This window comes from Kribbella sp. NBC_00359 (assembly GCF_036097425.1).
Classification (GTDB): Bacteria; Actinomycetota; Actinomycetes; order Propionibacteriales; family Kribbellaceae; genus Kribbella.
Window position 1 is genome coordinate 4,994,336 of record NZ_CP107975.1, and the last position, 22,047, is coordinate 5,016,382.

The 22,047-nt window shown below is 70.5% G+C and carries 22 protein-coding genes; 16 read left to right on the forward strand and 6 right to left on the reverse strand.

All coding sequences use genetic code 11. The features are described 5' to 3' along the window. Positions 1 to 2: 2 nt before the first annotated feature. A complete protein-coding gene (locus tag OG876_RS24565) occupies positions 3 to 983 on the reverse strand; it encodes an AIR synthase related protein (protein ID WP_328518974.1) in 981 nt (326 codons plus the stop codon). A gap of 77 nt (positions 984 to 1,060) precedes the next feature. Here OG876_RS24565 and OG876_RS24570 point away from each other — a divergent pair, with 77 nt between their 5' ends. Further along, positions 1,061 to 2,476, forward strand: a complete 1,416-nt coding sequence (locus tag OG876_RS24570; RefSeq protein WP_328518975.1) for a DUF1116 domain-containing protein — start codon at positions 1,061 to 1,063, stop codon at positions 2,474 to 2,476. Positions 2,477 to 2,480: 4 nt separating this feature from the next. Then, the gene (locus OG876_RS24575) at positions 2,481 to 3,293 is read left to right on the forward strand and encodes an oxamate carbamoyltransferase subunit AllH family protein (RefSeq protein WP_328518976.1); all 813 of its coding nucleotides are present in this window, start codon (positions 2,481 to 2,483) and stop codon (positions 3,291 to 3,293) included. Here the strand turns inward: OG876_RS24575 and OG876_RS24580 are convergent. Continuing rightward, positions 3,244 to 6,426, reverse strand: a complete 3,183-nt coding sequence (locus OG876_RS24580) for an ATP-binding protein (protein ID WP_328518977.1) — start codon at positions 6,424 to 6,426, stop codon at positions 3,244 to 3,246. The genes OG876_RS24575 and OG876_RS24580 overlap by 50 nt on opposite strands. Before the next feature lie 113 nt (positions 6,427 to 6,539). Between OG876_RS24580 and OG876_RS24585 the strand changes: the two genes are divergently transcribed. Genes OG876_RS24585 through OG876_RS24615 form a run of 7 tightly spaced genes read left to right on the forward strand, consistent with a single transcriptional unit; the run spans position 6,540 to position 13,550 of the window. Further along, complete coding sequence (locus OG876_RS24585; RefSeq protein ID WP_328518978.1) at positions 6,540 to 7,334, forward strand: phosphosulfolactate synthase; 795 nt, start codon at positions 6,540 to 6,542, stop codon at positions 7,332 to 7,334. Next, complete coding sequence (locus tag OG876_RS24590; RefSeq protein WP_328518979.1) at positions 7,324 to 8,253, forward strand: DUF7714 family protein; 930 nt, start codon at positions 7,324 to 7,326, stop codon at positions 8,251 to 8,253. Before OG876_RS24585 ends, OG876_RS24590 begins: the two co-directional genes overlap by 11 nt. After that, positions 8,238 to 9,587: a class-II fumarase/aspartase family protein gene (locus OG876_RS24595; RefSeq protein ID WP_328518980.1), complete on the forward strand. Its 1,350-nt coding sequence runs from the start codon at positions 8,238 to 8,240 to the stop codon at positions 9,585 to 9,587. The genes OG876_RS24590 and OG876_RS24595 overlap by 16 nt, the downstream gene beginning before the upstream one ends. Further along, a complete protein-coding gene (locus OG876_RS24600) occupies positions 9,578 to 10,570 on the forward strand; it encodes a 1-aminocyclopropane-1-carboxylate deaminase/D-cysteine desulfhydrase (RefSeq protein WP_328518981.1) in 993 nt (330 codons plus the stop codon). Before OG876_RS24595 ends, OG876_RS24600 begins: the two co-directional genes overlap by 10 nt. Next, on the forward strand, positions 10,567 to 12,081 hold the full coding sequence (locus OG876_RS24605) for an argininosuccinate lyase (protein WP_328518982.1): 1,515 nt from the start codon (positions 10,567 to 10,569) through the stop codon (positions 12,079 to 12,081). Before OG876_RS24600 ends, OG876_RS24605 begins: the two co-directional genes overlap by 4 nt. Before the next feature lie 55 nt (positions 12,082 to 12,136). Next, positions 12,137 to 12,463, forward strand: coding sequence for a hypothetical protein (locus OG876_RS24610; protein WP_328518983.1), 327 nt, complete (start codon positions 12,137 to 12,139; stop codon positions 12,461 to 12,463). 19 nt (positions 12,464 to 12,482) lie between these two features. Continuing rightward, entirely contained in the window at positions 12,483 to 13,550 is a 1,068-nt protein-coding gene (locus OG876_RS24615) for a type I glyceraldehyde-3-phosphate dehydrogenase (protein ID WP_328518984.1), read from the forward strand. Here OG876_RS24615 and OG876_RS24620 read toward each other — a convergent pair whose 3' ends face one another. Beyond that, positions 13,551 to 14,207: a helix-turn-helix domain-containing protein gene (locus tag OG876_RS24620; protein ID WP_328518985.1), complete on the reverse strand. Its 657-nt coding sequence runs from the start codon at positions 14,205 to 14,207 to the stop codon at positions 13,551 to 13,553. Between the two features lie 130 nt (positions 14,208 to 14,337). Here OG876_RS24620 and nthB point away from each other — a divergent pair, with 130 nt between their 5' ends. The 7 genes from nthB to OG876_RS24655 all read left to right on the forward strand — a co-directional run bounded on the left by nthB (position 14,338) and on the right by OG876_RS24655 (position 18,557). Beyond that, positions 14,338 to 15,000: a nitrile hydratase subunit beta gene (nthB, locus tag OG876_RS24625; protein ID WP_328518986.1), complete on the forward strand. Its 663-nt coding sequence runs from the start codon at positions 14,338 to 14,340 to the stop codon at positions 14,998 to 15,000. Next, complete coding sequence (gene nthA, locus OG876_RS24630) at positions 14,997 to 15,593, forward strand: nitrile hydratase subunit alpha (protein WP_328518987.1); 597 nt, start codon at positions 14,997 to 14,999, stop codon at positions 15,591 to 15,593. The genes nthB and nthA overlap by 4 nt, the downstream gene beginning before the upstream one ends. Further along, positions 15,590 to 15,952 (forward strand): nitrile hydratase accessory protein, encoded by a 363-nt coding sequence (locus OG876_RS24635; protein WP_328518988.1) that lies wholly within the window; start codon positions 15,590 to 15,592, stop codon positions 15,950 to 15,952. Before nthA ends, OG876_RS24635 begins: the two co-directional genes overlap by 4 nt. Then, the gene (locus OG876_RS24640; RefSeq protein WP_328518989.1) at positions 15,933 to 16,376 is read left to right on the forward strand and encodes an OsmC family protein; all 444 of its coding nucleotides are present in this window, start codon (positions 15,933 to 15,935) and stop codon (positions 16,374 to 16,376) included. Before OG876_RS24635 ends, OG876_RS24640 begins: the two co-directional genes overlap by 20 nt. A gap of 31 nt (positions 16,377 to 16,407) precedes the next feature. After that, complete coding sequence (locus OG876_RS24645; protein WP_328518990.1) at positions 16,408 to 17,730, forward strand: FAD-dependent oxidoreductase; 1,323 nt, start codon at positions 16,408 to 16,410, stop codon at positions 17,728 to 17,730. A gap of 10 nt (positions 17,731 to 17,740) precedes the next feature. Beyond that, positions 17,741 to 17,998 (forward strand): hypothetical protein, encoded by a 258-nt coding sequence (locus OG876_RS24650; protein ID WP_328518991.1) that lies wholly within the window; start codon positions 17,741 to 17,743, stop codon positions 17,996 to 17,998. Positions 17,999 to 18,068: 70 nt separating this feature from the next. After that, on the forward strand, positions 18,069 to 18,557 hold the full coding sequence (locus OG876_RS24655; protein WP_328518992.1) for an MSMEG_0572/Sll0783 family nitrogen starvation response protein: 489 nt from the start codon (positions 18,069 to 18,071) through the stop codon (positions 18,555 to 18,557). 56 nt (positions 18,558 to 18,613) lie between these two features. On the opposite strand, the gene OG876_RS24660 is transcribed toward OG876_RS24655, so the two are convergent. From OG876_RS24660 to rpe, 3 genes are read right to left on the reverse strand one after another with little or no spacing between them, the layout of a single operon-like run. After that, positions 18,614 to 19,315, reverse strand: a complete 702-nt coding sequence (locus OG876_RS24660) for an HAD-IA family hydrolase (protein WP_328518993.1) — start codon at positions 19,313 to 19,315, stop codon at positions 18,614 to 18,616. Position 19,316: 1 nt separating this feature from the next. Next, complete coding sequence (gene tkt, locus OG876_RS24665) at positions 19,317 to 21,251, reverse strand: transketolase (protein ID WP_328518994.1); 1,935 nt, start codon at positions 21,249 to 21,251, stop codon at positions 19,317 to 19,319. Further along, positions 21,251 to 21,964: a ribulose-phosphate 3-epimerase gene (rpe, locus tag OG876_RS24670; protein ID WP_328518995.1), complete on the reverse strand. Its 714-nt coding sequence runs from the start codon at positions 21,962 to 21,964 to the stop codon at positions 21,251 to 21,253. The genes tkt and rpe overlap by 1 nt, the downstream gene beginning before the upstream one ends. Between the last annotated feature and the right edge of the window lie 83 nt (positions 21,965 to 22,047).

Genomic DNA, 22,047 nt, shown 5'->3' on the forward strand with positions numbered 1-22,047 from the left:
CCTCAGGCCCACAGACCGGTGATCGTCTCCGTGGCCAGATCCATCAGGACCGCCTCGTGCTCGCCGTCTCCGACGGTCAGCCGGCTGTCTTCGGTCACCTGACCCACCTCCGCACAGACCAGACCGTGCCGCTCGAACACTGCGGCACAGTCCGCGACGCGATCCGCCGGAGCAGTGAGCCAGAACGCGTACGTCGGGAAGGCGATCAGCCAGCGCAATGGGTCCGCGCCGGCCGGCATCGGCATCCGCCGGAGGTCGACGGACGCGCCGTGGCGGGTGAACTCGAGCAGCATCGCCAGTGATCCGAGTGCGCCGGCCATCGACACGTCCTTCGCGGCGACGGCTGACCCGTCGTCGGCGACCTCGGCGAGCAGCCGGACATCGCGGGCCAAGGTCGCGGACTGCTCCGTGATAGAGGTGAAGAACGGGAAGTCCGTCCGCATCGTGCCGTCCAGGCAGGCCGCGAACAGCACCGCCTGACCCGGTCGTACGTGCGCCATCGAGAGCGCGGAGTGCACCTGGCCGACCGCGAACGCCGACAACGAGGTGTCTGCGTCGGCCCGGGTCAGATGGCCGCCGACGATCTTGACGTCGTACATCTTGGCGGCGTCGGCCATTCCACGGAGGACCTCCGTCACGTCGGCGTCGCGGCCGACCACCGTGTTCACGATGGCCTTCGGGACTCCGCCCATCGCGGCGACGTCGTTGACGTTGGCGAGGACGGCGGCGATGCCCGCGCCGTACGGATCCTGGCGGACGAAGGCCGGTGCGATCGCCTCACCGCAGACCACGGCGGAGGCGCCGTCGAGCCGCACCACCGCGCCGTCGTCGCCGGGACCGTGGAGGGGATCGCTGGTGTCGACGAACTCGCACACCTGGGCGATCGCGCCCTTGCCGGCGACGCCCGCGTGCCGGCGGACGACCGCCACCACGTCGTCCACGCGGGGCAGGGACTGGACGGCGGCCGGGGCTGGATCGATCATGAGTCGTATCCTATAGTAGATGCTCATATCGGTCGAGAGATACCTGCTCCGGCTGTCACCCCTCGAAAGGCATCGTGATGAGTCAGACTCCCGTCGTCGATCTGCCGGCCGGCGTTGACGTGGTCAACATCGGGCTCCCGTTGTTCGAGACCGCCCTGCGCGATCAGGGCCGGCCGGTGATCGGTGTGGACTGGCGGATCCCGGGCGGCGGTGACGCTCGGACCGTGGCGGCGCTGGCCCGGTTGCTGGGTCCTGCGGCCGGCCGGGTCGACAAAGCCAACGCCGAGGTGATCCGGCGGCTCAACGAGGGCGTGCCGCTGCTGGTCGGCGTCGACCGCGCAGGTGCCGTCATCCCGGGCATGGGCGAGCGCACCATCCTGCACTGCGGTCCCTCGATCGCCTGGCAGCAGATGCCCGACCCGCTCCAGCGGTCGGTGCGGGCAGCCGTGGTGGCCGAGGGCTGGGCTCCCGATGTCGCTGCCGCCGGCCGGCTGGTCGAGTCGGGCGAGTTGGAGCTCGAGCCCGCCAACGAGCACCGGACCGTGGTCCCGATGGCGACGTCGATCGGCCCGTCGGCGCCGGTGTACGTCGTCCAGAACGAGCTCGGCGGTACGACGGCGTACTCCAGCATCAACCAGGGATCGGGCGCGGTGCAGTGGTTCGGTGTCGACAGCGACGACGCCATCGCGCGGATCGTGTTCGTCCGGGACAAGGTCGGACCGGTGCTGGCCGAAGCCCTCGCGAGTCACGGTCCGGTCGACGCCTTCGCGCTTGCCGCGCAAGGCGTTCCGATGGGCGACGACGTGCACATGCGCGTCCAGGCGACCACGAACCTGTTCCTGCGCGACCTGCTGCCCTACCTGGTGCGCGCGCAGCACCCCGCGGCGCCCGAGGTGGCGACCTTCCTGAGTGGCAACCATCTGATGTTTCTCAACGTGGCGATGGCCGCGGCGAAGTCGCTGGTGGAGTGGGCCGGCGAGGTGCGCGACTCGAGCATCGTCACGACGATGGCACGCAACGGGACGACGTACGGCGTCCGCCTGGCCGGCGGTGGTGACTGGTTCCTCGCGCCCTCGCCGCCGATCCAGGATGCCTTGTACTACCCGGGTTTCGGCCCGGAGACGAGTGCGCCGGACATCGGCGACAGCGCCGTGCTCGAGCTGGTCGGACTGGGTGGTCCGGCCGCGGCGAACTCGCCCGCGGTGGCCGGCTTCCTCGGTGGCCGGATGTCGCACGCGATCGCCGCCACCCGCAGCATGCAGCGCATCTGTGCGGGGGAGAGCCCGCGGTTCCGGCTGCCGATCCTCGACAACGTCGGGACCCCGGTGGGTGTCGACGTACGCAAGGTGGTCGAGCTCGGCATCACGCCGGCCGTGAACACCGGAATCATCCACAAGACCGATGGCACCGGCCAGGTTGGTGCCGGCGTGGCCTGGGCGCCGATCGAGCCCTTCACCGATGCGTTGCTCGATCTCGACCGACGGCTTGCCTGACCACGTGACCGAGCACCTCGCGCCGATCGCTGTCGGGGAGGGCGTCGCGGTCGCCCACCCCGACGGGGCGCACGGGACCGTGGTGGGAACCTTCCGGCACGGTTGCTACGTGCAGGTCCACGGCGATATGTACGCCGTCGCCGGACCTGCCGTGGCGCCCGGGCCGATCCACCTGATCGTCGAGCAGGCCCCCGCTCGCGTGCCGGAGGGCCTCGCGGTCTGGCGCGACGGCGGGCGGCTTCGGTCGACCGAATGGCAGCTGGACCTCGCAGGAGCCGCGGTGTACCGGCCACGGATGCCCGCCGCGACCGACTTGCACCTGGCGACGACGGCTCTGAAGGCGATGCGCCACCGGCTGGCGGTGCCTGAGGACCTGCGGAGCTGCTGGGAGTCGGTGCGGCGCGCCGTGGCCACGGACGATCTGACCGCGGCCAGGGAGCTGCTCGAAGGCCGTGGCGGCGGCCTGACCCCGACCGGCGACGACGTACTCGCGGGTGTCCTGCTGGTCCACGCTTGGCGAGGCGACGACCCCGACGGTCTGCTGCGAGTCGCAGCGGAGGCAGCGACGACGAATCTCAGTCGGTCGTTCCTGGCCTGGGCGGCCCGGGGTCAGAGCCTGGCACCTGTGCATGATCTGGTGGCGCACGCGGCGGCCAACGACGTCACCGGGTTCGACCAGGCAGTGGCCACGGTGTCGGCCATCGGCGGGTCGTCAGGCGTCGCTCTCCTCTGGGGCATCGGACTCGCCACCTCCGCCGCCGGGACCGTCAGGAGTTGGCGCGCGGCAGCCGTCCCGCCTGCGCGAAGTTCGTCCTGAGCTGCCGGGGGAGTGTGGCCTCCAACCGGCGCAGCGCGTCCCGGGCCTCGTCAGGGCCGCCGACCTCACCGAGGAGCAGCAGGGAACCAGTCTGCCGAGCCAGGGTCGCGGCGTCCTCGCCGCGGCCCAGCAGGTGGAACGCCAAGGCCTGGTACTTGAGCGAGCCCGCCGTACGCGCGGCATCGAGCAACGACTCGGGATCGTCGAGTCCGATCCGGCAGCGCACCTCGCGCACGCGGAGGTCCGCCCGCCACCGGAACGGCAACCAGTGCTCGATCAGCCGGCCGGCCGTCTCCAGACGTTCGGCGGCGAGATCCGTCTGGCCGTCGAGGCGCTCGCTGTCTGCGAGCGAGCACAAGGCATGCAGCTCCTGCTCGATCTGCAGGCTGCCCGCCTCCACCTCGCGGGACTGACTCAGCGCGAGCTCGGACAAGTCGTGGGCGCGGATGGGTTCGCCGAGCTCGCGCCACACCCAGGCCAGCGTGGTGTTCGTCCGCGCGCGGTAGAACGAGACGTCGTACCGCTCGAGGATCGCGGCCTTCGTCTGCAGCACGGTCAGGGCGCCGGACAGATCCCCGGCGTTGCCGCGGGCCAGGCCGGCGAAGAACAGTGCCCGCAGCAACGGATGGAACGCGCCGATGCTGTTGGAGACCGCGACCGCGTCGTCGAGCACCTCGATCGCCTCGCCGTACCGGTCGGCGTGCGCGAGCAGTGCGCCGAGGCAACTCGACACCGAGGCCTTCACCGCCCCGTCCTCGTCGCCGTTCTCGTCCAGGGCCCGCTCGTACGCGCGATACGCGGCGTCGAAATCGCCGGCCCAGTGCTTGGTGCGGCCGAGCAGGTTCCACGCGCTGGGTCGAGCGCCGGGCATCCGGGATGCTTCGTCCGCGCGGGCCACGGCCTCCTCGACGTCACGCCGGTAGTACGCCGTCCAGCCGAGCCGCTCGACCGCGGTGGCGCGGAGCGAGCGGTCGCCGCGGGCGACAGCCAGCGCCTCCGCCTCCTGATGGTCGTCGGTCGCCGCGTCGAACTCACCGAGCTCTTCGCGAGCCGCACCACGGCCGATCAGGGCGAGACCTTCGAGCTCCTGATCGGCGGCCTTGCGGGCGGCATCGAGCGCCGAGGTGAACAACCGTACGGCGTCCGCGTTCGCGAAGGAGCGACGCGCCAAGGTGGCCGCTTCGTACCACGACCTCGCCGCTGCCGCGGTCAGGCCGGCGCGCTCCTGGTGATGTGCCCGCAGCTCCGGCCGGGCCGAGAAGATCTCCGCCAGCTGACGATGCCGCAGCACCCGGACCGGGCCGGGGAGATTGTCGTAGAGCGCCTGCAGCAGGATCGGCGGCGACGACACGAACAACTCGTTGCGGGAGGCAAGCAAACCGGCCGCCATCGCCTTCTGCAATGTGGGCATCAGATCGACGGCCGGACGACCGGCCAGCTGCTCGAGGGTATCGAGGTCGAACGCGGTCCCGATCACGGCCGCGGCCTGGAGCAACTCGTCGACGTCGCTGCCACTGCGTCGTACCCGGTCGAGCACCATCGAGCGCAGGGTGCCGGGAATCTCCGGCTCGGCCTCCCCGCGGGTCAGGGCGGCGAGCACCTCGACCACGAACATCAGCTGCCCCTGGGTCAACTCCCAGACGAAGGCCGCCTCCGATGCGCGGCCTGCCTGCTTCGCCAGCTGGGCCACCTCCGCCTCGGTGAGCGGACCGAGCTCGACCAGCAGGCCGTTGCCTGCCAAGGCGCGGAGGTCTGGGTCCAGCCGGTCGGACGGGACGGTCGCCACGACGAGAAGGGGAGCATCGCTGATGGTGTGGAGGAGCCACTGGAGTGCCTCCAAGGTGGCCGTGCCGGCCAGGTGCAGGTCGTCGAAGAACAGCAACAGCGGTTGGGCTTCGGCCGCGGTCGTGAGCACATGGCGCAGGGTGTTGAGAATCCGCCGGTGCTCGATCTCCGGGCTCGCGCGCCGGTACTCCGCTGCGCCCACCACGTCGCGCAGATCGGGCACCAGTTCCACCGCCGTGTCGGTCCACGAACCGAGCATGGTCGGCAGGGCGTCGGGAGCGGTCGAGAGCAGGATCCGGCTGAGCACCGTGACGAGTGGCTGCAGCGGTGACGACCGCTCGCCCTCGAAACAGTCGACCCGGATCGCGCGGGCGCCACCGCGATCGGCGTAGTCGGCCAGGTCTTGCGCCAGCGACGAACAACCCGAGCCCGGGCTTCCGGTGACCAGGATCGCCCCGGCTTGGCCGGCGGCAGCGAGATGCCAGCGATCGACCATCGCGGCGTACTCGTCGTGCCGGCCGATCAGGGTCGAGCTGCCGGCGACCTGGCCTGGACGCGGAGTGAGGACCGGCCCGGGTTCGGCGCCGCTCACGATCGCGCTGAACAGGGCGTCGGTCTCCGGGCTGGGCTCGACTTCCAGCTCGTCGCGCAGCTCGATCCGAAGTTCCTCGTACGTGCGCAGCGCCGACGCGCGGTCGCCGAGATGCCACTGGGCGTTCATCAGCACCCGACCGGCCTGCTCGTCGTGGCGGGCTCGCGTGAGCACCGACTCGGCCTGGCTCGCGATGTCGCTCCACATGCCCAGCTGTGCTTGAGCATCCCAGCTGGCGCGGTGCAGCCGGCGGGCCAGCGCGTCCACGTGCCGCTGCTGATCCTCGGCCCAACCTCGTTGCGCGAAGGCCGGCGGCAGTTCCGGGTGGCCACGGGTCAGTAGTCCGAAGGCGCGCCGCGCGGCGGTGACGGTCACGGCCGGGCTCAGGGCGGCGCGTGCTTGCGCGGACTTGGCCAGCTCCTCGACGAGTGCGAGGTCACTGGTCCACGCCCGCCCGGTGTTGAAGCGGTAGCCGGTGGACGACGATCCGGTGATCACGTCGGAGCCGACCGCCCGGCGTACTCGGCTGACCAGCGAGGCGATCACCCGGTCGGCGGCGAGGGGGGCATCGTCGTCGTCCCAGAGCGCGTCCACCAGGGCGTCGATCTGCACGAGCGCACCGCCCGTGGCCACCAGCCGGCGGAGCAGGATCCCGGCCCGGCCGGCCGGAACGGGACCGAGGCGGCGTCCGTCCGCGTCGGTGACCTCGAGGGTGCCGAGCACGAAGACGGTCGAGGGCGCCGCGTGGGTGGACATCAGGTGACGCTCCTCTCTCCAGGTCGACCCGTTCGTTTCCTATGGTATAAATACATCACTGATAGTGGAGGGTGTCGATCCTCCCGGGCGAGTCGGCTGGAGAGGCGGGCGCAATGGCTGGGTCTGGTCCGAGCTTCCTCACGCTGCCGGAGCGATCCACCAAACCCCGTTCGGCCGGGCTCACCCACGTCTTGGACAAAGGGTATTCCCTAGACCGCGTGGCGTCGGTGCTCCAGGCGTACGCGGGCTGGATCGACATCTGGAAGCTCGGCTGGGGTACGGCGTACATCGAGCCGGCGCTGGCCGCGAAGGTCCGGCTGCTGCGCGACCACCAGGTCAAGCCGTGCACCGGTGGCACGCTGCTCGAGATCGCCTGGCTGCAGGGCCGGGTCGACGAGTTCTTCGAGTTCGCCACCTGGGCCGGGTTCGAGTGCGTCGAGGTGTCCCGCGGGAGCACGGACCTGCCGCTGGCCGAGAAGCACCGGATCATCCGGCAGGCCCGGTCCCTCGGGTTCGAGGTCTTCGCCGAGGTCGGCAGCAAAGACCCGGGTGACCTGGTGTCCGCCGCCGAGTGGACGGCCGAGCTCGAGTCGGACCTGGACGCCGGCGCCCGCTGGCTGGTCGCGGAGGGTCGCGAGAGCGGCACCGTCGGTCTGTACGACGCCGGCGGCCGGCTGCGGGAGGACCTGCTCGATGAACTGGCGTCGTCGCGTGCGGCCGGATTCATCGTCTACGAGGCTCCGCAGCGGTCGCAGCAGGCTCACCTGCTGCGGCGGCTCGGCTCCGAGGTGAACCTCGGCAACATCGCGCTCGACGACGTGATGGGCCTGGAAACGCTGCGTCGCGGCCTGCGCTCCGACACGATCGGGCTCGGTGCGGCCCTGGAGACCTCGGTCCGTGCGCACTGACGAGCAGGTCACCAGCCGGCCGACCGATCCGGAGGCGCCGAACGTCATTCCGGGGCGCTATCGGCAGGTCGCCGTCGCCAGTGTCCCGACGCTCGACCCGGCCTGGCTGACCGAGCACTTCACCGATCGCGAGGTGTACTTCCGGACCCGCTTCGTCGTGGCCCGGCACGAAGGCCGCGTGGCCCTTGTCGAGGTGGACCGCAAGCCGTCGGACGACCTGTTCACGGTGACCGTCTCGGCCCGGGTGCTGGCCGGTGCCGACGACTGCGCGGTCGTGGTGGACGAGACCGTCGACACCGCCGTTCCTTCGCAACTGGCAGCCGCCGCCGAGGGGTTCCCGGGCGTCCGCTGTGTCGTGGTCGAGGGCTCGTACTCGCACGTGAGCTTCATCCTCAATCCCGCTCCGCTCCGGATCAGGCTGGTCGACGTCGTACCGCCTGGTCCGGCCAAGTTGCTCGACCAGGTCCAGCGGGTGCTGGCCACCGCCGAGGATCTCCCGCCGGTGGTCGTCGTACCCGATCTCGTGGACAGCCGGCAGCTCCTCGACGCGGCGTACGACGTACCTCCGCGAGATCTGCTGGTTCCGTGCCGTGGCTCGGGGATGGACTTCCCGGGCAGCGCGGTGTCGTTCCTCGACGAACGACCGGCCGAACGGGACTGGACGCTGCTCGGGTGTGAGCGGTCCAACCAGATCCATCAATGGTTCTACGGCAGTACGCCGGAGCGGGTCGACATCTGCCCGCGGCAGTGGCTGACGGCCGATGGCCGGGGCACGCTAACCCGCTGCTGCCTGCTCCAGGAGGGCTTCGAGAGCGAGCGAACCGGCACGGTCGTCCCGTGGGGCGCCTCGCTGGCCGAGGTCCGCGCGGCGCTCGAGACCATCGTCGAACGGGCTGAGGTGGCATGGACGCACATCTGATCGACTCCGCGATCTTCGGTCATCAGTGGAGTACGGCGGAGAGCCGCGGGATCTTCGCCGAGACGGCTCGGGTCGCCCGGTGGGTCGACGTGATCATCGCGCTCGCCGAGGCCCAGGCCGACGTCGGCATCATCCCCGCCTCCTCGGCGGCCGCGATCGCCGGCCTGCGCGGCAGCCGGCTCGATCTGGCCGGCATCGCGGCGGGTACGCGGACAACGTCACACTCGACGCTCGGCCTGATCCAGGTGCTCCAGCGCATGCTGCCCGCGGAAGCGGCGGAGCACGTCTACTACGGCGCTACCGTCCAGGACATCTCGGACACCGCGCAGGTCCTCGAGATCGCCGAGGTCGCCGGGCTTGTCTGGCGGGACCTGTGGACGATCGAGGCGCAGCTCCTGGCTCTTGCCGAGCGGCACCGGACGACGCCGATGGTTGGTCGTACGCACGGTCAGCCGGGGGCTCCGATCACCTTCGGCTTCAAGGCCGCGACGTGGGCCGACGAGGTCGGTCGCAGCCTGGAGCGCCTTCGTCAGGGCCGCGACCGCTGGCTGGTCGCGGAGCTGGGCGGCGCGGTCGGCGTCCTCGGGTTCTTCGGCGCGCAGGCGATCCCGCTGCGTACGGCGTACTGCGATCGACTCGGTCTCGGGGAGCCGGCCATCTCCTGGCTGACCACGCGCGATCGGCTCGCGGAGTTCGCCCAGGTGCTGGCCGCCGCGGTCAGCGCGATGGCCCGGATCGCGAACGAGGTCTACGTGCTCGCCCGGGCCGAGCTCGCTGAGGTGCGCGAGCCGTCGCCGTCGACCACGGTGGGCAGCATCTCGATGCCGCACAAGCGCAATCCCGAGGTGTCCGAACAGGTCGTCACGCTTGCGCGTCTGGTGCGTTCGTCGGCGGGCGTGCTCGCCGAGACCGTGATCGGCGAGCACGAGCGGGACGGACGGTCCTGGAAGACCGAGTGGGTCGTGCTGCCGGAGCTCAGCCACTACACGCTGGCCGCGGCCGGGATGACGAGGTCCCTGGTCGGCGGCCTGGAGATCGACCCCGCGCGGATGCTCGCGAACCTGACAGCGACGGAGACCGCGTCCTCGGAGCGACTCCTGAGCGTGATGTCGGCCCGGCTGGGCAAGCACGAGGCGCAAGCGACGCTGCAGGACGCGTACCGGGCCGCGATCGGCACCGGCCGTTCCCTCACGGCAGTGCTCGACGGGCGGATCGAGGCGGCCGAGTTGGCCGAGCTCGACCGGGTCGACACCGGCGCCGCTGCGGCGATGGCCGACGAGGTCGTCGTCCGCGCCACCCGCCGCCGCGCGGGGGAGAGTGCGTCGTGGCGCTAGCGAGCCTCCCGCGGATTCCCCTCGGGATCTTCCCGACCCCGGTGCATCACGTCGCAGACCTCGCGGGTACGCCGGGATTGCGCGACCTACTCGTCAAGCGCGACGACCTGACGGGATTCGCGTGGGGCGGCAACAAGGTACGCACCCTCGAGTACGTCCTGGCCGATGCGCTGTCGCTGCGGTCCGACACCATCGTGGTCGCGGGCGGCCCCACCTCCAACTTCGCCGCCCTGCTGGCCGTTGCCGCGGCCGGGCAAGGACTCGACGTCGTACAGGTCTGCTACGGCGACCCGCGCGGCGGTGCGGCCGCGCTGGCCTTGTCGAGGAGTGCCGGTGCTCAGGTCGAGTTCACCGGTTCCGCGGATCGCAGGAGCATGGACCTTCGTGCGGGCGAGTTGGCCGGCCGGATGCGAGCCGAGGGCAGGCGCCCGTACGTCGTACCTCGCGGAGGAGCGACGCCGATCGGCGCCTGCGGTTTCGCCGTCGCCGCCACCGAGCTGGTCGCGCAGTTGGGCGGCCGCTCGGTCAGCGTGGTGATCCCGGTCGGCTCGGGCGGCAGCATCGCCGGTCTGATTGCCGGCCTCGCGTCGGTCGATGCCGCTGGAGTCGACGTCGTAGGAGTGTCGGTCTCCCGGCCCGTCGCGGAGATCGAGGCACAGGTCGCCAAACGTGCGACGGAATGCGCCCGGCTCGTCGGCGCGAGCGGTCCGCTGCCGCGGTGGCGAGTGGTCGACGGACGAGGACCCGGCTACGGCGGGGGATGGCCCGAGGCGGACCGGTTGGCGGGCGCGTTGCTGCAGCACAGCGGATTCGTCGCCGACCCCGTGTACAACGCGAAGGCACTGCTGTGGCTGAACGATCATCGCGGTGAGCTGCCCGGCCCTGTCCTGTACTGGAGCACCGGCGGGGCACTCGCAGCCGCCGACGAACTCACCACCACGGCAGCCGCGACCGCGGCCGTCGGCGAGGAGGCAACGTCATGACAGCGGTGAACTCAGCGCGCCGGGTCGAGGGCCCGTCCAAGGATCGGCCCGCGCAGCAACTCGTCGACGCGGGGTTCGCCTGGGAGATCGCCGACGCACCGCTGCTCCACCACGGGCTGAACATGGCCGACATCGCGCACGTGCTCGACCTCCGCCACCGCCGGATCATCCCCGACCGCGCCGCCGCGGCGCTGCTCGGCGTACTGCTGGACACGCATCGCACCAGGCCTGAGGACTTCCCGTACGACGCGGCGTACGGCGAGCCGTACAACTCCCGCGAGCGGCACTTCGTCGCGACCATCGGTGACGACGCCGGCTGGCTCCACGCCGGCCGGCCCCGGCGGGAGGCGGCCCGGGTCGCGCTCCGGATCCTGTTGCGGCGACTCACCGCCGAACTCGCGGCCGGGGCCGCGGAGTTCGCCGCCACGACCTGTCGTACGGCGGCCCGCTACCGCGAGGTCTACATGCCGGACCAGACCTACCTCCAGCAGGCGCAGCCCTCGACGTTCGGCCACTACCTGCTGGCCTTCGTGCCGCCGGCGATCCGGGACTGCGAACGCCTGCTCGACGCACTCGACCAGGTCAACACGAGTCCCGGTGGCGCAGGGTGTGTCAACGGCAGCCGGTTGCTGGACGACCGGCGGGTGATCGCGGATCTGCTCGGCTTCGGCGACGTCATCACGCACACCCGCGACGCGATGTGGCAGACCGACACCTTCGTCGATGTCCTGAGTACGAGCGTCAGCCTGCTGTCCAACCAGTCCAAACTAGCCGAGGACCTGGAGATCTGGTCCAGCCAGGAGTTCGACTACGTCGACCTGGCCGGCCCGTACACCCGCGCGTCGGTGCTGATGCCGCAGAAGCGCAACCCGTACGCGTTGTCGATCGTCCGCGGTGGCGGCGGTGTCCTGATCGGGCGGCTGACCGGCTTCCTGGCGGTCGTGAAGAGCCCGTCGGCCCGCAGCGACAACCTGATCTTCGCGTACGGCGAGATCCCCAAGGCGGTCGAGTTCGCGACCCGCATCACGGCGCTGATGGAAGGCGTCGTCGACACGCTGACTGTGAACGAGGCCCGGATGTGGGAGCGCCTCGAGGAGGGCTACACCCAGGCCACGGACCTGGCCGAGTTCGTCATGCTCCGGTGCGGCCTGGACTACCGGGCGGCGTACCTCGTGGTCGGGGAGGTGGTGCGCGACGCCAGCCGGCGCGGCGTCCGGGGTGTCGACATCACGTCGGAAGACCTCGATCAGGCCGCGCTGTCGGTCGTCGGGCGTTCGCTGGATCTGGATGCCGAAGAGATCCGGAACGTCCTGGACCCGCGCGCCATCGTGGCGACCCGCAGTGCCCTCGGCGGCGCGGCGCCCGAGGCGGTCGAGACCATGACCGAGGAGTACCTCGCCAAGGCCGTCGACCTCGGCTACCGGGCGAACCACGCGCTCGAGAAGTACGCCGCGGCCGAGGCCCGGCTGCTCGCCGAGGCCGAGCAGGTCGCGGCCGGGCGGGGTGAGTGACCGGCGTTGCAACGCCGTGCAACGCCTGTGCAACAGCGGTCGGCAAGATCCGTTCATGGACACGTTCAACCCCGAACCTGACTGCTGCGGATGCCGCTTCGAGCAGACCGCCCCGGCGCACCATCGGCGCCTGGTCTCGCTGGAGGCGCAGCCGATGATGTCGCTGGTGGAGCTGATCGAGATGGCGGCCACCTGGGGCGAGATCGAGTACGGCGAGGCCGAGCCGGTGATCCCCCCGAGCGAATGGATCGATTTCGCCGAAGCACACGCGTGGGCCGATGGCGACCGCGTGTTTGACGCGCTCGTGGCACTGGCCTCGCTGGTGCCACGAGCGCGGTCCAAGGCCGGCGCGAAGCCGGTGCCCGTGCTGGTGCCGGTGTGACCCGCGAGAGGACTGCCCGATGACCGACGTACCCCGGATCGCGATCAACGGCCTCGGCCGGATCGGACGTGCGCTGCTGCGCGCCATCATCGCGCGCGACTCGTTCGTCGACGTCGTCGCCGTCCATGATCTGACCCCGGCCGCGACGCTGGCCTACCTGCTCCAGCACGACACGGTGCACGGGCGGCTCGGCGTACCGGTGGCGGCGACCGACGACGAGCTCATGGTCGGCGACCGGCGGATCAAGGTGCTGCGGGCGAACCATCCGGGGAATCTGCCGTGGGGGTCGCTGGGAGTCGACGTGGTGGCCGAGTGCAGCGGGCACTTCACCAGCCGGGAACGGGCCGGCGGACACCTGCGGGCCGGCGCGAAACGGGTGATCGTGTCCACCCCGACCGACTCGGCGGAGGCGACGATCTGCCTCGGTGTCAACGAGGCGACCCTCGATCCGAACTCGCACCGGATCATCTCGAACGCGTCCTGCACGACCAACTGCGTCGCGCCGATCTTCGCGATCCTCGACGAGGCCTTCGGGGTCGAGGGCGGCTGGGTCGACACCGTGCACGCCTACACGAACGACCAGCAGTTGCTCGACCTGCCACACCACGACCTGCGCCGGTCCCGGGCCGCGGGTCAGAACATCATTCCGACCGGGACCGGTGCGGACACCGCACTGGCCCGGGTGCTGCCGCAGCTGAAGGACCGCGTGCACAGCGTCGCGGTGCGCGTCCCGGTGCCCGACGGTTCGCTCAGCAACGTCGTGGGAATGCTCCGCACCCAGGCCACCACCGAGCAGGTGCGCGACGCCTTCATCCAGGCGGCACTGTCCGAGCGCTGGGCCGGGATCGTGGGCGTCAGCGACATGCCGATGGTCTCCAGCGACGTCATCGGCGACCCGCGCTCCTGCGTCGTCACGCTGCAGGACATCGAGTCGCACGGCAACGCCGTCCGCGTGTTCGGCTGGTACGACAACGAGTTCGGCTACGCCAACCGGTTGCTCGACCTGATCGAGATGGTGACGCTGCGGACCAACGTCAGACGCCCCGCGGCCGCTCGTACGACGCCCTCGTCGGCGCTGGTGTGGTGATCAGCCGCGTCGTTCGGGAAGCGCCACCCAGACGACCTTGGTGGTGCGCGCGGACGGATTGCGCCACGAGTGATTCTCCTCGGAGCGGAAGTGCAGCGAGTCGCCCGCGCTGAGGCGATAGGTCTGCGCACCGACCGTCAGCTCCAGCGTCCCGGACTGGACGTGCACCAGGGCCTCGCCGGCCGGACGCCGGTCATCCGGGGCCGACTGCGCGCCCGCGGCCATCTCGGTGATGCTCGCGGTCAGCTCGAACGGCCCGGACTCCGCGGAGATCGAACCCACCACGACGTCGCCGTCGGGTGACATCCGGACCCGCCGCTGGTTCTTCGGGGTGAAGCTCACCGGCGTGGCCGGCGCGTCGGTCTCGTCGATGAAGTGGGCGACGGGCACCTGGAAGGCGGCCGCGAGCTTCAGCAGCGTGGTGATGGTGGGGACCATCGTGCCCTGCTCCACCTTGTGGATCGCGGCCGGTGAGACGTCGGAGCGCTCGGCCAGCTGCTGCAGCGACAGTCCGAGCCGGCCGCGCAGCGTGCGGAGCCGCGGCCCGATGCCGGCGACGACCTCGGAGACCTCGGACTCCGACAGCGGAGCTCCGGCGGGTCGCTCGGCCGGCGAGTGGTCACTGACCCGTGCGGATCGTGCGGATGGCGGTGTCACTTCGGCACTCCTTCGGTCTGCCCCCGGCCTTTAGTAGACGCAGTATATCCGATGGTTGACGGACGTCGATGTGTCTCATAGTGTATTTCCTTATCGGATAAGAGATTTCGCCGAACCCGAGGAGCTGCTGGTGGACGGCATTCACGACATGGGCGGCACCCACGGCTGGGGCGCGGTCGCGATCGAACCGGACGAGCCGGTGTTCGCGGCGGACTGGCACGCGCGCACCTTCGCGCTGGGGCTCGCCTCGATGGGCGCGTCGGGGACCAACCTCGACGCCTTCCGGCACGCGCTCGAGCGCCTGCATCCGGTCGACTATCTCGCCGACGGGTACTACGGGCGGTGGCTGGCGGCCGCAGAGTTGCTGCTGGTGGACAGCGGCGTACTCGCGCAGGGTGCTGTCGAGGCCCGCGCTCGCCGGCTGGCCGGTGAGGACGTCAGCGAGCCGGCTGACGTCGAGGTGCGCAAACCGTCGTACGAGCGCGGCGGCCCCGGATCGTTGCGTCAGATCGACGACGCGCCGGCCTTCGAGGCCGGGCAGCGAGTGCGGGCCCGGGAACAGTACAAGGCCGGCCACACCCGGATGCCCGCGTACGTCCGCGGTCGCGCCGGGGTGGTCGAGGCTCGCCGTCCAGCCGCCGTACTGCCGGACAGCACCGCCCACTTCACCGGCGAGGACGCGCAGCACGTCTACACCGTGCGCTTCGAGGCGACCGACCTGTGGGGTCCCGGCGCCGAGCCGGCGACCGTTTTCATCGACCTCTTCGAGAGCTATCTGGAGGACTGCCAGTGAGTGCCGATCCCCGTTCCGCCGACCGGCCACCGGCCGCCCTGCGCGCCGAGGCGCTCGAGGAGCTGCTCACCGAGCGCGGCCTGGTGAAGACCGAGGTGCTCGACGGCTTCATCAATCGCTACGTGAACGACGTCGGCCCGCTCAACGGCGCCAAGGTGGTGGCCAAGGCGTGGGTCGACCCGGACTACCGCGAACGTCTGCTCGCGGACGGCACCGGCGCCATCAAGGAGCTGGGCTTCGGCGGTCCGCAGGGCGAGCACATCGTGGTCGTGGAGAACACCGCCGAGGTGCACAACCTCGTCGTCTGCACACTGTGCTCCTGCTACCCGTGGCCCGTGCTCGGGCTGCCTCCGAACTGGTACAAGGATCCGGCGTACCGGTCCCGGGCGGTCCGGGAGCCGCGGGCGCTGCTCGCGGAGATGGGGCTGCCACTCGCGGACGACATCCGCGTCAGGGTGTGGGACTCCAGCGCGGAGAACAGGTACTTCGTTCTGCCGCGACGCCCGCAGCACACCGACGGCCTGACCGAGGAAGAGCTCGCCGCCCTCGTGACCCGCGACGCCATGGTCGGCGTCGCCGAGGTGGTCTCGTGACGGCGGAGATCGCCGGCAGCCTGGACGACACGGTCACCGGGCTGCCGCGAGCCAACGGCGAGCTCGTCTTCGAGCAGCCGTGGGAGAGCCGTGCCTTCGGGATCGCGGCCGCGCTGGCCGATCAGGGCCTGTTCTCCTGGAAGGACTTCCAGGGCGGCCTGATCGCCGAGGTGGCCCGGCGCGACGGCGAACCGGGGGAGTACAGCTACTACGACCGCTGGCTCGGCGCGCTCGAAGAGCTCTTGACCGAGCGCGGGGTCGTGTCCGCGGACGACATCGACGCCCGCGCCGACGTCCTGTGCCACCGGCCGGCCGGTCACGACCATCGCGACGAGGACCATGGCCACCACGCGCACTGAGGACCTGGTGGCGGCCACCCGCAGCGTCGAGAGCGTCTGGCACGGCGGGTACCACTGCACCGTCGAGGCCGGCCCGTTCACGATCCAGGTCGACGAACCGGAGGAGGTCGGCGGCGCCAACCTCGGTCCGCAGCCCACCGACCTGTTCCTGGCCTCGGTCGCGTCCTGCTTCACGCTGGCGATCAGCTACGCGGCCCGCAAGCGCTCGCTCGACCTCACCGAGCTGACGGTTCGGGCGACCGGCCGGTACGACGGCCTGCAGTTCGGCGCCGTCCACGTCGAGGCGCGGATCGGTGCCCCCGAGGCCGAGCTCGAGCGCCTGGTCGCGGCGGCCGAGCGGGTCTGCTACGTGACCAACACGCTGCGCTCCGGCGTACGGCTGACCATCCGAGCAGTTGTCCCCAAGGACGGAGAGATCCAGTGACCATGCGATGCGAAGCAGGGAGTGAGTTCTCGTGAAGATCGTTGTGATCGGCGGCGGTGCCGCCGGCCTCGGGGTGGCCGGCGCCGCCAAGGGCCAGGACCCGTCCGCCCAGACGGTGGTGTACACCGAGTACGAGGACGTGGCCTACAGCCCGTGCGGGATCCCCTTCGTGCACGGCAAGGAGATCGAGTCCTTCGAGAAGCTGTTCCTCGCGACCAAGGAACAGTACGTTGCCCAAGGCATCGATGTGCACTACGAGACCAGCGTCGAGAGCATCGACCCGAGGTCGCGGACCATCAAGGTGAGCGGCGAGGGCGAGGTCTCCTACGACAAGCTCGTCCTCGCGACCGGCTGGAACTACGACACCCCCGACATTCCCGGCGTCGAGCTCGGCGGCATCTACCACGTCAAGAACATCCGCGCCGCGATGGAGTGGGACCGCTACCTCGACACGGTGAAGTCGGCCGTGGTGGTGGAGTCCGGGCCGATCGCGATGGAGATGGTTTCGGCTCTGCGGCATCGTGGCATCGACGTGACCCTGATAGACCCCGGACCGTGGCCGATGGCCGACGTGATCGACCCGGACATCGTCGAGCCCGTCCGGAAGGACTGGGAGGAGTCCGGTGTCACGCTCAAGTTCGGCGAGCGGGTGACCGCCTTCCGGGGCACGGACACGCTCACCCACGTGAGTACGACGTTCGGCGACGTACCGGCGCAGTTGGCGGTGATCGGCAGCCACAAGGTGGCCAACTCCGGTCTCGCCGGGTCCGCCGGGATCAAGCTGGGCAGCACCGGCGGTATCGCGGTCGACCCGCGGATGCGCACCTCCGACCCGAACGTCTATGCGGCGGGTGACTGCGCCGAGATTCCGCACGGTGTCTCGAACGTCCCGTTGCAAGGGCTTTCGGGCAGCCACGCCTACGCCCAGGGCAAGACGGCGGGGATCAACGCGGCCGGCGGCTCGCGGGTGCACAACCCGGTGTACGTGCCCTGGGGAATGCTCGCCGGGCAGTGGATGATCGGCGGGGTCTCGTTCGGCGAGACGCTCGCCACGGCGCTGGGACTGCCCTTCGTCACCGGCGTTGCCGACGGCATCACCCGGGCGCGGTACTACCCGGGCGTGAAGCCGATCAAGGTCAAGCTGCTCGCGGACCCCCGGACCCGCCGGCTGATCGGCGCCCAGATGGTCGGTGGCGAAGGGATCAAGGAGCGCGCGGACTTCCTCGGCATCGTGGCCCGGACCGGTATCACGGTCGACACGCTGGCCACGATGGAGAACGTCTACTCGCCCGCGATCGGCGCGTTGAACGAACCCATCGCGATGGCGGCGCAAGCCCTCGTCGCGAAGCTCTGAGGCGGCCGGTATGCCCTTCTTCCACTGGCTCCGCTCGAACTCCGAGCACGCCCTGCTGGCCGACGCCCAGCGCCGGATGGCGGCCAAGTACGGCGCCAATCCGCCGGCCCGCCCGCACGGACTCAAGGATCGCTGGTGGCGACAGGTGTTCGCACCCGTCTACCGGATCCTGCCCTGGGGACTGCGCCGGACCACCATGCAGGCGATTCCGGGCAGCCATCGCAGGGGATGGCCGAAGCCCGACTACCTGCCGCCCGGCGATTACTGAGCCCCTGCCCCGACCGGGTGCAGGCCGTCCCACCTCTCCGCACTGCCGACACTTCGAAGGAGTCAGCATCATGCCGAAGACAGTCACCATCGAACCGCCCCAGGAGGGCGACATCCTCTTCGACGTCGAGGAGAAGATCTTCCCCGACCACCAGGCCAACGAAGGCGACAAGGCGTATGTCTTCATGCACACGGTCCCGTTCGAGGGCTCCGTCGGCCTGGTCAACATGCTCACGGCCACCCGCCTGCAGCGGAAGGGCTTCGACCTCACGTTCATCCTGTACGGTCCCGGCGTCCTGATGGCGTCCGCCGCCCGCGGCTACCCGGCCGTCGGCAGCGAGGGCTTCCCGGGCAACCTCGGCTACAACAAGCAGCTCAAGACGCTGATCGACGAGGGTGCGAAGGTGTACGCCTGCCGGTTCGCGATGGGCGCGCTCTACGGCATGCGCGAGGACGACCTGATCAAGGGCGTCATCCCGTTCAACCCGCTGGACGTGCTGGACGCCAACATCCAGGCCTGGCGGGACCGGGCCATCGTGTTCGCGACCTGGACCGTCTGATCCGTCCCACGACGAACGATGCCCCGCAGCCGGGAGGCTGCGGGGCATCGTCATGTTCATCCTTGTGGAGGCGGGATGCGACGGCGGAACAAGGCGACCAGAGCCGGGTCCTCGAACCCGCTGGCAACCAGCGCCGCGCCGGACAGGTCGTCGTCCTGCGTGTACTCGTTCTGAGCCGCAACGCAGCACAGTCCGGCCGCCACAGCCGCGCGTACGCCGTTCTGTGAGTCCTCCACGGCCACAGTCCGATCGGCCGGGCAGCTCGTCCGCCGCAGCACCTCGAGGTACACCGCCGGGCTCGGCTTGAGCTCGGGCACTTCGGTGCCGGTGACAACGGTCTGGAAGCGCGGGCCGAAGACCCGGTCCAGCAGCGGTTCGACCCAGGCGCGCGTACCGGTCGTTGCCACATGCATCGGTACGCCGCCCGCGTCGAGCTCGTCGAGCAGCCGGTGAACGCCTGGCCTGGCCTGCACCTTCCCGGCCTCGATCAGGTCCCGCATGATCTCGGTCTTGCGAGCGTGCAACCGCTCGGCCAGGCGCCGGGCATCGCCGGCGGGCACTCCGGCGTTCTCGAACCAGAACGCCAGTCGCTTGGCCCCGCCGGCGATGTGAAGCAGGTTTCCGTACGTCGGAACGTCCCAGCGGTCTCCTAGTCCGGCCTCCTCGAAGGCGGCGTTGAAGGCGACCCGATGGCCATCGCGTTCGCTGTCGACCAGCGTGCCGTCGACATCGAAGACGACCGCGGCCAGCCGATCCACCTCAGGCCCCCGGCGACTGCTGCAGGTACTCGCGGATCCGGCCGAGCACTGCCGTGCCGGTGAAGCCGTGATGCGCCATCACCTGGTCGCCAGGGCCGCACGTGCCGAACTCGTCGATACCGATGGCCAGGTCGACCAGCCCCTTCCAGCCCATCGTGCTGCCGGCCTCCAGGCTGACTGTGATCGCGAGTGGATCCGGGACGTAGGCGGATCGGTCCAGCGCGGAGACCACGCGGACGCTGTGACCTTCGGCGGTCAGCGCGTCGGCGACCTCCGCGGCCAGGGCGACCTCAGATCCGGTAGCCACGATCTCGACGGCGACCGGCGAGTGCTCGTCGGCCGGCGGCGCGGTCTGGGGGAGTGTCTGGCGGGACAGGATCAGAGCAGTCGGACCGTCGGTACGCTCCAGCGCGAGCTGCCAGGCCCGTGCCGTCTCGGCGTCGTCGGCCGGGCGCAGTACCTGCAGTCCGGGGATGACTCGCAGCGACTCGATCTGCTCGACGGGCTGATGGGTGGGGCCGTCCTCGCCGACCGCGATCGAGTCGTGGGTCAGCACGTGGATGACGGGCTGGCGCATCAGCGCGGCGAGCCGGAGCGCCGGCCGCAGGTAGTCGGCGAAGACCAGGAACGTACTCCCGTAGACCCGGAACCCGCCGTGCAGGCTGAGCCCGTTCATGATCGCGGCCATGCCGAACTCCCTGATCCCAAAGGCAATCGTGGAGCCCGAGTAGTCGTCACGGGTCACGACAGCTCCGCCGGTCGCGGTCCCGGTGGAGCCGGCCAGGTCCGCCGATCCGCCGATCAGCTCCGGCATCACGGTCGTCAAAGCCTTCAGGCAAGCCTGGGACGACTGCCGAGTCGCTCGAGGCGCTTCGCCGGGAACTGCGGACAACGTCTCCACAAGAGCATCCGGCAGTCGCCGATCGTGGCTGCGACGGAACTCCGCTGCCTGGTGCGGTGCACTCGCCTCGAAGGCGGCGTACGCGGCCTGCCAGGCATCGTGTTCGCGGGCGCCGGCCGACGCCAACGCATCGCAGGCAGCCCGCACCGACTCCGGAACGCTGAAGGGCGGGTGCTCCCACCCGGCCAACCGCTTGGCCTCCGCGGCCAGCTCCTCTCCGAGCGGTGAACCATGCGCCTTCGACGTACCCGCTACGCCTGGGGCGCCGTGGCCGATCATGGTCCGGACTGCGATCAGGCTCGGGCGCGAGTCAGCCTTGGCCCGAGCGATAGCGGCGTCGATCGCGTCGACGTCGGTACCGTCCCGAACCGTCTGCGTGTGCCAGCCGTACGCCGCGAAGCGGGCGACCTGGTCGTCGCTGCAGGAACGGTCGACCGAACCGTCGATGGTGATCGAGTTGTCGTCCCAGAGCACGACCAGCCGGCCCAGACCGAGATGCCCGGCGAGCGAGGCAGCCTCGTGGCTGACCCCCTCCATCAGGCAGCCGTCGCCGACGATCGCGTACGTGCGATGGTCGGTGATCTCCGGGTAACGCGCGTGCGTCATCCGCTCCGCCAGGGCCATCCCAACGGCCATGGCCAGGCCCTGTCCGAGTGGACCCGTCGTGCACTCGACCCCGGCAGTGTGACCGAACTCGGGATGGCCGGGAGTGCGCGACCCGAGCTGCCGGAACGCGCGCAGTTCGGCCTCGGGCAGGTCGTAGCCGAAGATGTGCAGGAGACCGTAGAGGAGGGCCGAGCCGTGTCCGGCCGAGAGCACGAAGCGATCCCGGTCGGCCCAGTCGGGCGCCGAGGGGTCGTGGCGCAGATGCCTGCTCCAGAGCGCCCATGCCATCGGGGCGGCGCCCATCGGCATGCCGGGATGGCCTGAGTTCGCCGCCTGCACCATGTCGACGGCGAGGAAGCGGAGGGTGTCGACCGCCAGCCGGTCGGTCTCGACGGACGGCGCGGCCGACCGTTGCAGCAGCTCGGTCATCAGGCGGCCTCCTCGTTCTTCTGCGCGGCGCTGACCGCGGCCGCGCGCAACTGCCGGACGGCGGCGGCCTTGCCGTCGCTGTGGGCATACATCCACGAGCCGGAGATGAATACGTCGGCGCCGGCCGCGGCCGCGCCCCGGATGGTGTCGGCGGTGATGCCGCCGTCGACCTCGAGCTCGATCGGCAGGCCGGACTCGTCGATCAGCCGCCGCAGCCGCGCCACCTTCTTCTCCACCGAGGGGATGTAGGCCTGCCCGCCGAAACCGGGGTTGACCGTCATCGCCAGCACCAGGTCCGTCTCGGTGAGGACGTGTTCCACCAGGTCCACGGGCGTGTGCGGATTGAGCGCGACACCACTGCGTACGCCGAGATCCCGGATCCGGCCGAGCGTGCGATGGAGATGGGTGCACGCCTCGGCGTGGACGATGATCAACTCGCATCCGGCCTCGACGTACCGGGGTAGGAGCTCGTCGGGCTCCACCACCATCAGATGGGCCTCGAAGGCGACCCGGCTGTGCTCCTGGGCCGCCGCGATCACGTCCGGACCGAAGGTGAGGTTCGGGACGAACACCCCGTCCATCACGTCCCACTGGATCCGGTCGACGCCGGCGTCGCACAGCGCGCGGATCTCGTCGCCGAGGCGCGCGAAATCGGCGGGCAGCACCGAGGGGACGATGAGCGGACGGGGAGCGCGAGGGGTGGGCTCGGTCATGGCTGGCCTTCCTGATCGGAGACTTCCAAGCGCACCGTGCCTTGCCGATCGCGCCCTCACCCTCCCGGGTGGACGTGCGGGTG

Bases quoted from the DNA above. Each gene is read 5' to 3' on its own strand.
- OG876_RS24565 (WP_328518974.1), bottom strand. From the start codon at position 983: ATGATCGATCCAGCCCCGGCCGCCGTCCAGTCCCTGCCCCGCGTGGAC.
- OG876_RS24570 (WP_328518975.1), top strand. From the start codon at position 1,061: ATGAGTCAGACTCCCGTCGTCGATCTGCCGGCCGGCGTTGACGTGGTC.
- OG876_RS24580 (WP_328518977.1), bottom strand. From the start codon at position 6,426: ATGTCCACCCACGCGGCGCCCTCGACCGTCTTCGTGCTCGGCACCCTC.
- OG876_RS24585 (WP_328518978.1), top strand. From the start codon at position 6,540: ATGGCTGGGTCTGGTCCGAGCTTCCTCACGCTGCCGGAGCGATCCACC.
- OG876_RS24595 (WP_328518980.1), top strand. From the start codon at position 8,238: ATGGACGCACATCTGATCGACTCCGCGATCTTCGGTCATCAGTGGAGT.
- OG876_RS24605 (WP_328518982.1), top strand. From the start codon at position 10,567: ATGACAGCGGTGAACTCAGCGCGCCGGGTCGAGGGCCCGTCCAAGGAT.
- OG876_RS24610 (WP_328518983.1), top strand. From the start codon at position 12,137: ATGGACACGTTCAACCCCGAACCTGACTGCTGCGGATGCCGCTTCGAG.
- OG876_RS24615 (WP_328518984.1), top strand. From the start codon at position 12,483: ATGACCGACGTACCCCGGATCGCGATCAACGGCCTCGGCCGGATCGGA.
- OG876_RS24640 (WP_328518989.1), top strand. From the start codon at position 15,933: ATGGCCACCACGCGCACTGAGGACCTGGTGGCGGCCACCCGCAGCGTC.
- OG876_RS24650 (WP_328518991.1), top strand. From the start codon at position 17,741: ATGCCCTTCTTCCACTGGCTCCGCTCGAACTCCGAGCACGCCCTGCTG.
- OG876_RS24655 (WP_328518992.1), top strand. From the start codon at position 18,069: ATGCCGAAGACAGTCACCATCGAACCGCCCCAGGAGGGCGACATCCTC.
- tkt (WP_328518994.1), bottom strand. From the start codon at position 21,251: ATGACCGAGCTGCTGCAACGGTCGGCCGCGCCGTCCGTCGAGACCGAC.
- rpe (WP_328518995.1), bottom strand. From the start codon at position 21,964: ATGACCGAGCCCACCCCTCGCGCTCCCCGTCCGCTCATCGTCCCCTCG.